This is a genomic window from Microbulbifer elongatus (assembly GCF_020524885.1).
Classification (GTDB): Bacteria; Pseudomonadota; Gammaproteobacteria; order Pseudomonadales; family Cellvibrionaceae; genus Microbulbifer; species Microbulbifer elongatus_A.
In genome coordinates this window covers 309,163-322,142 of record NZ_JAIVKJ010000002.1, presented here as the reverse complement: position 1 = coordinate 322,142, position 12,980 = coordinate 309,163, and the positions used below count along the sequence as shown (strand labels likewise).

The following is a 12,980-nucleotide window of genomic DNA, read 5'->3' as shown; positions in this document are numbered from 1 at the left end:
TAGTATGCGCCGACTTTTTAAGCAGCCCGGGGAATCCTCCCCTGCACCAATGACGATCCCGTGCTCAGCAGATGACTGGGTGGCGGTATCGAGTAGAGGCCATCATGAAGACCGATATCCATCCGAACTACAGCGAAATCACCGCAACTTGCTCCTGTGGCAACACCTTCAAAATGGGTTCCACCCTCGGCAAGGACATGCAGCTGGACGTATGCTCCAACTGTCACCCGTTCTACACCGGCAAGCAGAAGCAGGCGAGCACTGGCGGCCGCGTAGACCGCTTCAAGAAGCGTTTCGGCAGCCGTATCACCAAGTAAGTACGACCGAGCCGCACACCGGAATGACTTTTGTGATTCCGGCAGCGATCAGCTCACGACTTACCAGAAAGACGCCCAGGGTTTCCCTCGGCGTCTTTTTTTGTGCCTGCCTATCGCTAATCAGTGCCTTTCTTCCCATCCACGCCCGCGCCGATTGCGTACTGGGGCCGGCGGACGAGCTGGTAGCGCTAAAAAAAGTGGTGGACGGCGATACCCTGCGCCTGAAAGACGGCCGCCGGGTACGCCTCATCGGCGTCAACACGCCGGAACTGGCACACGGCAAGCACCCCGCCCAACCCCTGGCGGAGGAAGCAAAGGAGTTTACCGAGCGCTTCCTGGCCGGTGGCGACCTGGAGCTGGTATACGACCGGGATCGTCACGACGACCACGGCCGTGTGCTCGCCCACGTCTACAATCATCGCGGCGACAGCCTCGAGTCGGCACTGCTCTCAGCCGGCCTCGCCTTCCATATTGCCATCGCGCCCAATTTCGCCCTCGCTGAATGCCTCGCCAGCCGCGAAGACCAGGCCCGTGAACACCATCGCGGCGTCTGGGCACCCGGTGTTTGGCCGACGCTCGCGGCAGATCGGGTACGCCCCGGCGACGGTGGCTTTGTGGTGCTCACGGGCACGGTTAAAAAGACTGACCGCAACCGCTACTTGTGGCTGGAACTGGATGGCCCCGTGGCCGTGCGACTGGATCCAGAGCGGGATTATGGCCACCGAAACGGGCGCAACTGGCAAGGGCGCAAAATAGTGGTGAAAGGCTGGCTAGTAGACAGGGGAGAGAAATATTCATCCCGAAATAAGCAACATAAAAGATGGTTTATTGCATCTGATTCCGAATTTACCATCGATATTAGTAGGAATTAACCCAGCAGCTCAGTTTTTGAGCTTGTGAACTTCCAGTCGTCTCGGTTATCCTTCGCGCCCCGGATAGGGTGGCACAACACCCCACAATAAAATCAGAAAATCCGCTGTAACCCTGCCGCCAGCGAGAGTGCGCTGGCCGCACTCCAATTCCAAGAGATGACATCCTGATGACCGACAATCTGCGCCAGGCCGCGCTCGATTACCACGCCTTGCCGACACCGGGCAAACTATCGGTGGAACTCACAACACCCGCACACACCCAGGAAGATCTTTCCCTGGCTTATAGCCCGGGCGTGGCGGAACCCGTGCGCGAAATCGCCAAGGATCCGGAAGCCGCATACCTGTATACCGGCAAGGGCAACCTGGTGGCGGTCATCTCCAACGGCAGTGCCATCCTCGGCCTCGGCAATCTGGGCCCGCTGGCCTCCAAGCCGGTGATGGAGGGCAAGTCCCTGCTGTTCAAGCGTTTTGCCGACATCAACTCGGTGGATATCGAGGTGGATTGCCCCAGCCCCGAGCGCTTTATCGAAACCGTTGCGGCCATTGCCGACACCTTCGGCGGCATCAACCTGGAAGATATCAAGGCGCCCGAGTGCTTCCACATCGAGGAAGCCCTGATCCAGCGCTGCTCGGTACCGGTATTTCACGACGACCAGCACGGCACCGCGATCGTCACCGTGGCGGGTATGCTCAACGCGCTGGAGATTCAGGGTAAGAAGATTGCAGATGCACGCATCGTCTGCCTTGGCGCCGGCGCCGCCGCCACCGCCTGCTGCAAATTGCTGCTGGCCGCCGGCGCCCGCAAAGAGCAGATCACCATGCTCGACAGTCGCGGTGTGATCCACGCCGGCCGCAGCGACATCAATGCTTATAAGGGCGAGTGGGCCCGCGATACCGAAATGCGCACCCTGGACGACGCCATTGAAGGCGCCGACGTTTTCCTCGGTGTATCCGGCCCGGATCTGCTGACCGCCGAGCAGCTGGCGCACATGGCACCCAAGCCCGTGGTATTCGCCTGCTCCAACCCCAATCCGGAGATTGCCCCGGAGCTGGCCCACGCCACCCGCGACGACCTGATCATGGCTACCGGCCGCTCGGACTACCCGAACCAGGTCAATAATGTGGTGTGCTTCCCGTTTATCTTCCGCGGCGCTCTAGATGTGCGCGCTACCCGCATCAACGAAGATATGAAGCTCGCCGCCATCGAGGCCATCCGCAAGATCGCCCACGAGCCGGTACCCGAACAAGTGCGCGCCGGTTACGGCGGTGTGGAGCTGAGCTTTGGCTCTGACTACATCCTGCCCAAACCCACCGACCCGCGCCTGCTGCCGGAAGTAGCGGCCGCCGTTGCGCGCGCTGCGGTGGATAGCGGGGCGGCGCGCCTGCCATATCCGGCGCACTATCCGTTGAAGACCCTTTAACCGCTCACCCTCTCACTTTCCCCCTGTAGGAGCCTGCCTAGCAGGCTCCTACAGGTCGGGCTCAAGCAGCTCGACCGCCCCAATCCTTGAGCCTCCCCCCCACCACCGCTAAACTGCGTCTCATGTCTGAGCAAAGATGTCCCCACGCATGAGTCACGTCTATGTGCTGACCAACCAGCACCAGCAGTTTTTAAGCAAAAGCAACGAGTGGATTGACGGCCGCGAGAGCACCAAGCTGTTCCGCACCGAGCACAAAGATGTCGCCATCAACCAGATGTTCGAGGCCAACACTCGCAATGTGAGCCTGCGCATCGAACTTCTCGAATGCCCACTCGACACTAAAAAACACCCCCAGATTCCCGCCGACGCCCTCAGCGACGAGCCATTACTTGCGCCCGATGAGGCGGCACCCGCGGAAGAAGCACTGAGTGCCGGCGACCCGGAAGAACTACCGCAACCGGATCCGAGCGAGACGCCGCCGGAGTACAACCCGGAAGTGGAGCCCGCACCCGCCCCAGAGGTTGCGCCGGATTCGCAGCCAGAGGTAAACCCGGAGCAGTTCCCCGGTACCGCCCCTGAAATCCAGCCGGACCAGCCCCCGGAGTCCACAATCGGGCAAGCGTAACCCGCGCGGTCACTTTGACCACTTGAGTTGCAGACACGCGCCCCCATTTAGGCCGGATCGTCTTTAGACGGACATTGCGCAGCGCCCCCGTGGCGCACCCGGCCAATCAGCCTACCGGCTGCCCACAGGAGATCCCCTTGTCGACGTTCAATCTGGCCGAGCTGGCCCAGCCGGAAGCTTTAGCCCTACTAAAGGGCATTCGCCGCGGCATTGAAAAGGAAGGCCTGCGGGTTTCCCCGCAAGGGGAGTTGGCCCAGACCGACCACCCCAAGGGCCTTGGCTCCGCACTCACGCACGAGTACATCACCACCGACTTTGCCGAAGCACTGCTGGAATTCATCACGCCACCTGTGGCTACGCCTGAGCAGGCGCTGGAGCAGCTCGACCATATCCACCGCTACACCTACAGCAAGATCGGCGACGAGCGCCTGTGGGTAAACAGCATGCCGGGCCGTATCGGCCGCGACGAAGACATCCCCGTGGCCCGTTATGGCAGCTCCCACAGCGGCACCATGAAGACCATCTACCGCCTCGGCCTGGGCCTGCGCTACGGCCGTGCCATGCAGACGATTGCCGGCATCCACTACAACTTTTCTTTGCCAGACACCTTCTGGCAGTGGCTGCAGGAAAAAGAGGGCGCCAGCAGCGAAGCGGGCAACAAAGAATCCCTGCAGGATTTCAAAACCCGCCGCTACTTTGACCTGATCCGCAATTTCCGCCGCCACTACTGGCTGCTGATCTACCTGTTCGGCGCCGCTCCCGCCGTGTGCGGCACCTTCGTGCAGGATCGCGAGCACAAGCTCCAGCCCTTCGATGGCGACGGCCGCAGCCTCTACAGTCCGCAGGCCACCTCACTGCGCATGGGCGATCTGGGCTACACCAGCGACGCACAGAAATCCCTGATCGTCTGCTACAACGACCTGCAGAGTTATCTGTCCACCCTGTGCGCCGCCATCAGCAAGCCCTACCCGGAATACCACCAGCTGGGCGTGAAGGACGACAAGGGTGACTACCAGCAACTGTCTACTGGCCTGCTGCAGATTGAAAACGAGTTCTACTCACCGATCCGCCCAAAAAATCCGGCGGGTATGGGCGAAACCGCACTCTCCGCCCTCGACGCCCGCGGAGTCGAATACATCGAAGTGCGCTGCCTCGACCTCAACCCGTTTGTACCGCTGGGTATCGAAGCTCCGCAGATGCGCTTCCTCGACGCCTTCCTGCTGCACTGCCTGTTGAGTGACAGCCCCATGACCGATGAAGCCGACTACCGTGCGGTTCAGGAGAACCAGGCGCGCATCGTCTACCAGGGGCGCGACCCGGAAGTACAGCTGATTCACAACGGCGACGAGCGCAAGCTCACGAACTGGGCCGAGGAACTCCTCGATCAGATCGCCCCCATGGCCGAGCTACTCGACAGCGCCTGGGACAGCCACGACTACCAGCGCGCCGTCACCGCCCAGCGCGACAAGATCCACGGCAAAGTGCCCACCCCCGCCGCGCAGATGCTGGCGGAAATGCACGAACACAAGCAGACCTTCTTCCAATGGGCTCAGTCCAAGGCCGAGCAACACCGGCAGTATTTTCTTGAGCGCCCGCTCAGCGAGGAAGATCAGGCCGAGTTTGAACGCCTGGCGACAGAGTCGCTGGAAAAGCAGAAACAAGTGGAAGAGGCCGATACCGGCAGCTTTGAAGACTTTCTCGGCAAGTACTACGCACAATATGTGTTTTGTCAGAGAGGGCTCTGAAACAGCCGGGTGACCAATTGAGTTCCGGGCGAAGGTGCCGATGGCGGGGGCAGCCTTGCGAGACCTTCCGCGAGAGGGACCTCGCGGAAGAGCCCCCATGGATGGGTCCACGGCGTGTCTCGCAAGGCTGTACCCGGCAGCGGCGCCGCCAATAAAGCCAATTTAGAACCCAATCAACAAGACTCGCAATGAACTACCTTGCCCATCTGCTGCTCTCAGGCCCCGACCCGGACTGGCAACTGGGCGGGCTGCTCGGTGACTTCGTCAAAGGGCCCATGAAAGGCGAGCGTCCGCAGGCCATCGAAGACGGTATCCGCCTGCACCGGCGTATCGACCTGCTGAGCGATCAGCACCCTGCCTATCTCAACGCACTCACGCGGCTGGGCCCCCAATGGCGCCGTCTCGGCGGCATCGCCCTCGATATCTGGTTCGACCATCTGCTCGCCAACGACTGGCAAAACTGGCACTCACAGTCCCTCGAAACCTTTACCGACCGATGCTGGTCAAACTTCCGAAAGCGACAGCAGTGGATCCCCGAAAACGCCCGGGCATTTATTCACAGGGCCGAGCAATTTAAACTGCTGCCCGGCTACCGCGACGTAGCCATCATCCAGCGCACCCTCGAACGGGTGGGCCTGCGCCTGCGGCGCCCGCAGCCCCTGGCAGATATGCTGCCATTGCTGCTCGCCGACCAGGCCGCACTGGAACACGACTTTCAACAACTATTTAGCGACCTCACCCATCAGGCCGAACAGTTCCGCCTGGAGACAGGTCCACGGAAACCATCCGGACAATAACGTTATGACACTGCCGACACCCCGCACCACCTTCCTGCTGATGTTTCTCGCCGTCATCTTTGTGCTCGGTGTCGCCTTCTACATGGAATACATCATGGGGCTGGAACCCTGCCCCCTGTGTATCACCCAGCGAGTCATGTTCCTCGGTGTCGGTCTCATATCCCTGATTGCCTTCCTGCACAACCCGCAGGGGGCAACCCAGATCGGCCGCCGCATCTACGGCCTGCTGGTTTCCCTGTTCGCGATCGGTGGCCTTTACTTCTCCGGCCGCCAGCTGTGGCTGCAAAGCCTGCCGGCAGACCAGGTCCCCGCCTGTGGCCCGGGTATCAGTTATATGGTGGATGCCTTCCCCATGTCCGAGGTCATCAAAACGCTGCTTACCGGCGACGGCAATTGCGCGGAAGTGCAGTGGACCATGCTCGGCCTGTCCATTGCCGGCTGGGCCGCGGTGGGCTTTGTGGGGCTGATCTTGTTCGGCGTGTGGCAGGCGTTCCGCAAAAACTGATTCGACCTTGCCGATGGCGTTACTGCGCAATCTCCCTCGCTGGCTGCTGGGGGCCGGCCTGCTGCTCGCTTTCGACCTGGCCGGTCGCACCCTGGTAGCGGCCCTCGCACTTCCGGTACCGGGGCCGGTTGTCGGCATGCTGCTCCTGTTGCTGGCGCTGATGCTCTACGGGCGCGTACCCCGCGGACTGGCGGAAGTTGCCGAGCAGATACTGCGCCTGCTGGTTCTTATCTTCCTGCCCGCCACCGTGGGCATCTACTTCCTGCGCGATCTCTCCAGCGGCGACTGGGTTGCACTGCTCGCCGCCATGGTGATCGGCACCCTGATCAGCTTTACCCTTACCGCACTGCTGCTGAACCATCTTATCCAGCGCGCTGGCACCAAGCGGAACAGGGACTCCCATGTGGATTGAATGGCAGCGCTGGCTCGATCAGCTCCAGCGGGTTATCGGCGATTTTGCGCAACCGCTTACTGGTGCACACCCGCTGGTCATCCTGCCCCTGAATATTCTCGGCTTCTGGATCGGCCTCAAGATTTATCGCCGTATCGGCAGTCCAATACTGCATCCGGTGGTGGGCGGCAGCCTGCTGGTGTTTGCCTGGCTGGTGTTCATGGGTGTGGATTTCGCCGCGTATCAGCGCGGCAGTGGTCTGCTGTACCTGCTGCTGGGCCCCGCGGTAGTCGCCCTCGCCATTCCGCTCAAACAGAACCTGAGCGTGGTGCGCAAAGTCGGCTGGCCGCTGATGTTGGGGCTATTGGTGGGCGCAGTGCTTGCGCCTCTGGTGGCGGTGGTAATCGCGCTGCTCCTGGGCGGCAGCAAAACCGTGCTGATTGCGCTGACCACAAAGTCTGTGACCACACCGGTGGCGCTAGCGCTGGCGCAGGAGATGCACGGCATCCAGAGCCTTGCAGCCGGCGTGGTCGCGTTCACCGGGATTGTCGGTGCCGTTTTCGGGCCGGGGCTGCTGCGCCGGATGAACATTACCGACGAGCGGGTCGTGGGTTTCTCCATGGGCGTTAACGCCCACGCTATCGGCACCGTGCGCGCGCTGGAGATCAGCGCCCTGTGCGGTGCTTTTTCAGCCTTGGCGATGGGTCTTTGCGGCGCGCTGACCGCGCTCGTCCTGCCAGCATTCGTGACTCCATAAAGCCAATCCGTCACCGGTGGACATACTTCTCTTTCTGGCGCTTATTGTGGTGTCGTCCTTGCCCGCGGCGGCAGAAGCTTCTACATTCCTAAGAGCAGGTGTAGAAGTCACAAAAGGAAACTTGGAGATGTTGGAAAACTGTAAAAATGCGCAGGAGCGCTGGGGCGGCGTGAGCCAGATTATCGATCGCTGGCTGCATTCCCGTCAGTCGCTACTGGTCAGCTTTTGCCAGCTTTCGGAGAAGAAATCCTTCGCCGATGGCGACAAGGAAGCTGAGACCAATGTGCGCATCCTGTGCCAGCAACTGGTGGACTATGTGTCTGCCGGGCACTTCGAAGTTTACGACCAGCTCATTCAGGAAGGTCAGGCATTCGGCGATACCGAGGGCCTGCTGCAGGCCAAATCTCTCTATCGTGAAATCGACGCCACCACCGATGTTGCCGTGGACTTCAACGACAAATACCTTGAGACCGACGACCTCAGCACCCTTACCAAAGATCTATCTGAACTCGGCGTTGCCCTGGAAACCCGCTTTGCCGCGGAAGACCTCATGATCGACACCCTGCACACCGCACACAAAAATCAGCTGGCCTGACGTCTCTTAAACGCGCAAAAAAAGGGGCCAATTGGCCCCTTTCTTTTCTTCTGCTTTTTTCTGCAGATTCGGAAACCTTATTCGGTCTCCGGAGCCTCTTCCGCGGCCTCTTCTTCCGCAGCACCGTCGCTATTGCTGGCGTCGGCCTTGTGCAGCTCCACCTCGAAGATCAGTGTGGCGTTAGGGCCAATCAGGCCACCAGCGCCGCCCGGGCCATAGGCCAGGTCAGAGGGGATATACAGTTCCCATTTGGCACCTTCCTTCATCAGTTGCAGCGCTTCGGTCCAACCCTTGATCACGCCGTTCACCGGGAACTGAACCGGCTTGCCGTTTTTGTATGAGCTGTCGAATTCGGTCCCGTCAATCAGGGTGCCTTTGTAGTCCACTTCAACCACGCTGGTTTCGGTCGGGCTGGCACCGGTACCTGCAGTGATCACTTTATACTGGAGGCCCGAATCGGTGGTCTGAACACCTTCTTTCTTGGCATTCTCTTCCAGGAATTTTTTGCCTTCTTCCAGGTTCTTGTCGGCGGATGCCTTGAACTCAGCTTCCTGCTTCGCCATCAGTTCTTTCTGCTTGGCCTGCATGCTCTCCTGGAAAACCTTGATCACTTCCTGCTTTTCTTCTTCGCTCAGGCGGGACTCGCGGCCGCTCGCCACATCGTTTAACGCCATAGCCACAATGTTCGGATCCAGAGCCACTTCCTGGCTCTTGAGGCGATTGGCCATATCTTCGGCGATGATATAGCTGACCTTCTGCTCCTGGGACTCGAGCTTGATATCGGCGGAGCCGGCAGACTCCTGTTTGTTACAGCCAGCCAGTGCAATACCCAGTGCAACCGCAGCGGCCAAAGAAGTTTTGTTCATGAGAATCGTCTCTTTATTTCCGTGAAGCATTTATTCGTACGAGCGGGGTTCCACCCTTCTCTGCTGTTGTACACCCGAATGCCCGCGCACTTTGTGCGACAGATCACAGTACTGCGGGTTCGGCCAGCGACAGGCAAGTCTACCCCATGCAGGTTGACCCTGCACATCGCTGGCTCAGACTACGCACAATGCAAGAGGTTTCATTTTGCAGTAATTTTTCTGACCTCCGTCGCCCGCGCTTCGCAAGGTAGAAAATCCTCAACAGCGGTTAGCTGCGGCCAACCGCAGAAACACCCTGTAAAAAAGCATTGAATCGAAGCGCGCACAGGGATGCACTTACTAAATAACAGCGCTATTATCAGCGTTCTACCCTGATATTTATTTACTCCTGCAGAGAGGTGATGCTGCATTAAAAAGGGAGGCCTTTCAGGGCGCTGTTCGGACCTATACTCACAATCGATACCCAAAACCGTTTCAAACGCAGGATCTCAACTCATGGCCGCCAAACGCAAAGCTGCTGTATCCATTGCCGATCTCGAAAAACAGATTGCCAAGATCACCACCCAACTCGACAAGGCTCGGGCCAAGGAAGCGGCCGATGCCGAAAAAGCCCTGAAAAAAGCCAGCAAGGAAGCGGAGAAAGCACAGGCCCAGGTGAAGAAAGCCAAAGCCAAGCTGGCCACCGCACGTACCGCTGCCGGCAAGGCAAAAACCCCAGCCGCCAAGACCTCGGCCAAGAAAAAGGTCGATGCGGCCAAGGCTGCCGTTACAAAGGTAGAAAAAGTCGCCAAGGATGCTGCCAAGTCACTGAGCGACTCCAAAGCTGCAGCGGCCACCAGTAAACTGGCTGAAAAGACCGCGGATACCATCAAGAAGGCCGGTGCAGCCGCGGCGAAAAAAGTGCAGGCCGCCGCCGGCAAAAAACAGAAAAAGGCTTCCAGCAAAAAACCGGCCGCCAAAAAAGCCACAGCGAAGAAAGCCACTGCCAAGAAGGCCGTAAGCAAGAAATCCCCCGCTAACAAGGCCGCGGCGAGCACCGCAACTGCGAAAAAGGCAGCCGCGAAGCCAGCGACGAAGAAAGCCTCTGCGAAAAAAGCACCTGCGAAGAAGACTGCCACGAAAAAAGCGACCAGCGCCAAGTCCGGTGCAGCTGCGGTAAAAACCACAAGCAAGAAGACTGCGGCTAATAAAAAGGCCGCTCCCAAGAAGGCCGCTCCCAAGAAAGCCACAGCGGCAAAACCGGCACCGACAAACGGCAGCAAGCCCGCGCCTCAGGCGAAGCCCAGTGCACCGGCGGCACCTGCCGCAGACAAAGCCGCTGCAGAGCCGATCATGGGCAAGACTTCAGAGCCAAAACCGCTGGTACCCGAATCCAGCCCGGCCGCTGTAACACCGGTGACACCATCCATCACCCCTAGTACTCCGGCCAATAGCCTGTTTTCTACTGAAGAAAACCCCCACTACGGTCCGGAAGAGCACAAACACAAGCACTGAGTGCTCGTGCTACAGCCAGACATCAGGTAACGGCGGCGCCACTATCGGTAGTGCCGGTTCCTGTACTGTAGGCATCGATCAGGCCCGCCCAGCGGGCCTGTTCTTTTTGTAGAAGTCCGTATTGCTGCCCCGCGAGTTCCAGCGGTGAGCGGGTCTCCGGCCAGGTCTCACTGTCCAGTTTCCACAGAGCCGCCAGTTGCCGCTGCTCCATGCGCAACTCGCAGCGTTTGCACCACTCATAAAGTCCGGTGTTTTTCTTTATCCGCCCGAGCAGTCGGCGCAGGTGGCGCACGCTGTTGATCATGCGACGGCGGGGCGCCAGTCCACGATCCGCCACCCGCCAGCTCTCCTCACTCAGCTGCCGACCGCAGGCACTGGTATAACTCGCCCACAGCAGCAGACACACATCCGCACCGCGGGTGTCCTGACACTGGAGCAGGAATTCGGCGACCTGAGGCTGGCGATAGAAGTCCAGGCTGAAGGTCCACAGGGGGTTCTGCAGCGGCGACTCGGGCGGCGTGTCTGACGGAGAGTGCGGCGGTGATGGAGGTGCGGTTTCTGTCACGTTAGAATCCCGGCGGTTTGTTATAGCCGATAGCTTAGCAGGCTGCTGTATACCCCGCCGCTGGCGAGCAATATCGGTCAAGTATTAAGAGGTCTCCATTGATTAATCTGCAAGGCGTATCGCTGCAGGTGGGCGGGCGCGATCTGCTCAACAACGCCAGCTGCCGAATCTTCCCCGGCCACAAGGTAGGTGTGATCGGCGCCAATGGCTGCGGCAAGTCCACCCTGTTCAAAATGCTGCTGAAACAGCAGGACAGCGATGCCGGCAGTATCGACATACCATCCGGCTGGGAAGTGGCGCATATGGCCCAGGAAGTCTCCGCCACGGACCAGAGCGCTCTGGACTATGCACTGGATGGCGACCACCGCTTGCGCGACCTGCAACAGGCACTGGATGCTGCCGAAGCCGACGGCAGTGACGGCAAGCGAATCGCAGAGCTGCACGAACGCATGGCCGCCATCGACGGTTACAGCGGACCCGCGCGAGCAGCGCAACTGTTGGACGGACTCGGCTTCTCCCACGCCGACCAACAGCGCCCGGTGAAAAGCTTTTCCGGTGGCTGGCGTATCCGCCTCAACCTCGCCCGCGCCCTGATGTGCCCGGCCGATCTGTTGTTGCTGGACGAGCCCACCAACCACCTGGACCTGGACGCCACCCTTTGGCTGGAGCAGTGGTTGCAGCGCTTTCCCGGTACTTTGCTGATCATTTCTCACGACAGGGACTTTCTCGACGCGGTGGTCGACGGCATCGTCAGTTTCGAACAGCAGGATATGGTGCTCTACAGTGGCAACTACACGGCATTTGAACGTGCCCGCGCCGAGCGTTTGGCACAGCAGCAGGTCCAGTACGAGAAGCAGCAGGCGCAGCGCGCGCACATGGAAGACTTTGTGCGCCGGTTTCGTGCAAAGGCCACCAAGGCAAAGCAGGCACAAAGCCGCCTGAAAGCTCTGGACCGCATGGCGGAGATCGCGCCGGCCCATGTGGACTCACCGTTTCGCTTTCGCCTGCCTTGTGCCGACAAGGTGTCCAACCCGCTGATCGACCTGCGCGAGGCGGAGATCGGCTACCCCGGCAAAACCATTCTGCCGAAGGTGGAGCTGGGTATTCAGCCCGGTCGCCGCATCGGCCTGCTGGGCCCCAACGGTGCCGGCAAATCGTCGCTGATCAAAACCCTCGCCGGCGACCTGCCGCTGCTGTCCGGCGTGCGCCAGTGCGGTGAGCACCTGAAGATCGGCTATTTTGCCCAGCACCAGCTGGAGGCACTCGATGCCAAGGCATCGCCGCTACTGCATGTACAGCGACTATCTCCCGATGCCAGTGAACAGCAGCTGCGGGACTTTCTCGGTGGCTATGGCTTCGTTGGCGACCGGGTGTTTGAACCAGTGGGCGGTTTTTCCGGCGGCGAAAAAGCGCGGGTAGCGCTGGCGTTGCTGGCCTGGCAGAAACCCAACCTGCTGCTGCTGGACGAACCCACCAACCACCTCGACCTGGAGATGCGCCACGCGCTCACCCTGGCGCTGGCAGAGTTCCCCGGCGCCATGCTACTGGTATCCCACGACCGCCACCTGCTGGCCAACACCACCGACGAGTTCATTCTGGTGGCCGACGGTCGCGCCGAGCCCTATGACGGCGACCTGGACGATTACAAACAGTGGCTGCTGTCGTTCAAGCGCGATGAAAAGCGCCGCCAGGACAGTGACTCCGGCTCCGCGCAAACCACAGACAAGCCTATCGAAGACAAAAAAGCCCAGCGCCGCGCCGCAGCCGCGCTGCGCGAACAGTTGAAGCCGCTCACCAACAAGCTCAAAAGCATCGAGCAGAAGATGGCGAAGCTGGAGAAAGAGGTGCAGTCCCTGGAGGAAAAGCTGGCGGATGAAAGTCTTTATAGCGGTGGCCAGCAGGATGAGATCACCCGACTGACCAAAGCGCAGGGGGAAGCAAAGGAGTCACTGGAAGAGCTGGAAATGGAGTGGCTGGAAATCTCCGAGCAGCTGGAAGAGGCCCGCGGCGCCTGATGCGCCGCTAGCCCT

General features: G+C 60.1%; 14 protein-coding genes. 12 read left to right on the top strand and 2 right to left on the bottom strand.

From position 1 onward, the window contains the following. The first annotated feature begins 104 nt into the window (after positions 1–104). The 10 genes from rpmE (at position 105) to rsd (ending at position 8,025) form a co-directional block, all read left to right on the top strand. Positions 105–317 carry a 50S ribosomal protein L31 gene (rpmE, locus tag LC059_RS08750; RefSeq protein WP_226703467.1) on the top strand — a complete coding sequence of 71 codons (213 nt, stop codon included), beginning with the start codon at positions 105–107 and terminating at the stop codon, positions 315–317. A 23-nt stretch (positions 318–340) separates the two neighbouring features. After that, the gene (locus LC059_RS08745; RefSeq protein ID WP_226703466.1) at positions 341–1,189 is read left to right on the top strand and encodes a thermonuclease family protein; all 849 of its coding nucleotides are present in this window, start codon (positions 341–343) and stop codon (positions 1,187–1,189) included. Positions 1,190–1,356: 167 nt separating this feature from the next. Beyond that, positions 1,357–2,610, top strand: coding sequence for a malic enzyme-like NAD(P)-binding protein (locus tag LC059_RS08740; protein ID WP_226703465.1), 1,254 nt, complete (start codon positions 1,357–1,359; stop codon positions 2,608–2,610). A gap of 136 nt (positions 2,611–2,746) precedes the next feature. After that, on the top strand, positions 2,747–3,235 hold the full coding sequence (locus LC059_RS08735) for a hypothetical protein (RefSeq protein ID WP_226703464.1): 489 nt from the start codon (positions 2,747–2,749) through the stop codon (positions 3,233–3,235). Positions 3,236–3,372: 137 nt separating this feature from the next. Further along, positions 3,373–4,980, top strand: a complete 1,608-nt coding sequence (gene gshA / locus LC059_RS08730) for a glutamate--cysteine ligase (protein ID WP_226703463.1) — start codon at positions 3,373–3,375, stop codon at positions 4,978–4,980. 188 nt (positions 4,981–5,168) lie between these two features. Then, positions 5,169–5,777 carry an ACP phosphodiesterase gene (locus tag LC059_RS08725; RefSeq protein WP_226703462.1) on the top strand — a complete coding sequence of 203 codons (609 nt, stop codon included), beginning with the start codon at positions 5,169–5,171 and terminating at the stop codon, positions 5,775–5,777. A gap of 4 nt (positions 5,778–5,781) precedes the next feature. After that, the gene (locus LC059_RS08720; RefSeq protein ID WP_226703461.1) at positions 5,782–6,282 is read left to right on the top strand and encodes a disulfide bond formation protein B; all 501 of its coding nucleotides are present in this window, start codon (positions 5,782–5,784) and stop codon (positions 6,280–6,282) included. 13 nt (positions 6,283–6,295) lie between these two features. Then, positions 6,296–6,694, top strand: coding sequence for a CidA/LrgA family protein (locus tag LC059_RS08715; RefSeq protein ID WP_226704109.1), 399 nt, complete (start codon positions 6,296–6,298; stop codon positions 6,692–6,694). Next, positions 6,684–7,430, top strand: coding sequence for an LrgB family protein (locus LC059_RS08710; protein ID WP_226703460.1), 747 nt, complete (start codon positions 6,684–6,686; stop codon positions 7,428–7,430). The genes LC059_RS08715 and LC059_RS08710 overlap by 11 nt, the downstream gene beginning before the upstream one ends. A gap of 127 nt (positions 7,431–7,557) precedes the next feature. After that, entirely contained in the window at positions 7,558–8,025 is a 468-nt protein-coding gene (gene rsd / locus LC059_RS08705) for a sigma D regulator (protein ID WP_226703459.1), read from the top strand. Between the two features lie 77 nt (positions 8,026–8,102). Here rsd and LC059_RS08700 read toward each other — a convergent pair whose 3' ends face one another. Beyond that, a complete protein-coding gene (locus LC059_RS08700; RefSeq protein WP_226703458.1) occupies positions 8,103–8,891 on the bottom strand; it encodes an FKBP-type peptidyl-prolyl cis-trans isomerase in 789 nt (262 codons plus the stop codon). A gap of 495 nt (positions 8,892–9,386) precedes the next feature. Between LC059_RS08700 and LC059_RS08695 the strand changes: the two genes are divergently transcribed. Beyond that, positions 9,387–10,385 (top strand): histidine kinase, encoded by a 999-nt coding sequence (locus tag LC059_RS08695; protein WP_226703457.1) that lies wholly within the window; start codon positions 9,387–9,389, stop codon positions 10,383–10,385. Positions 10,386–10,407: 22 nt separating this feature from the next. On the opposite strand, the gene LC059_RS08690 is transcribed toward LC059_RS08695, so the two are convergent. Then, entirely contained in the window at positions 10,408–10,950 is a 543-nt protein-coding gene (locus LC059_RS08690) for a TIGR02444 family protein (protein WP_226703456.1), read from the bottom strand. A gap of 98 nt (positions 10,951–11,048) precedes the next feature. Here LC059_RS08690 and LC059_RS08685 point away from each other — a divergent pair, with 98 nt between their 5' ends. Beyond that, on the top strand, positions 11,049–12,965 hold the full coding sequence (locus LC059_RS08685; RefSeq protein ID WP_226703455.1) for an ABC-F family ATP-binding cassette domain-containing protein: 1,917 nt from the start codon (positions 11,049–11,051) through the stop codon (positions 12,963–12,965). The last annotated feature ends 15 nt before the right edge of the window (positions 12,966–12,980 follow it).

Coding starts and splice junctions, on each gene's coding strand:
- rsd (WP_226703459.1), top strand. CDS start 7,558: ATGTTGGAAAACTGTAAAAATGCGCAGGAGCGCTGGGGCGGCGTGAGC.
- LC059_RS08725 (WP_226703462.1), top strand. CDS start 5,169: ATGAACTACCTTGCCCATCTGCTGCTCTCAGGCCCCGACCCGGACTGG.
- LC059_RS08740 (WP_226703465.1), top strand. CDS start 1,357: ATGACCGACAATCTGCGCCAGGCCGCGCTCGATTACCACGCCTTGCCG.
- LC059_RS08735 (WP_226703464.1), top strand. CDS start 2,747: ATGTCCCCACGCATGAGTCACGTCTATGTGCTGACCAACCAGCACCAG.
- LC059_RS08720 (WP_226703461.1), top strand. CDS start 5,782: ATGACACTGCCGACACCCCGCACCACCTTCCTGCTGATGTTTCTCGCC.
- LC059_RS08710 (WP_226703460.1), top strand. CDS start 6,684: ATGTGGATTGAATGGCAGCGCTGGCTCGATCAGCTCCAGCGGGTTATC.
- LC059_RS08745 (WP_226703466.1), top strand. CDS start 341: ATGACTTTTGTGATTCCGGCAGCGATCAGCTCACGACTTACCAGAAAG.
- LC059_RS08700 (WP_226703458.1), bottom strand. CDS start 8,891: ATGAACAAAACTTCTTTGGCCGCTGCGGTTGCACTGGGTATTGCACTG.
- LC059_RS08695 (WP_226703457.1), top strand. CDS start 9,387: ATGGCCGCCAAACGCAAAGCTGCTGTATCCATTGCCGATCTCGAAAAA.
- LC059_RS08715 (WP_226704109.1), top strand. CDS start 6,296: ATGGCGTTACTGCGCAATCTCCCTCGCTGGCTGCTGGGGGCCGGCCTG.
- rpmE (WP_226703467.1), top strand. CDS start 105: ATGAAGACCGATATCCATCCGAACTACAGCGAAATCACCGCAACTTGC.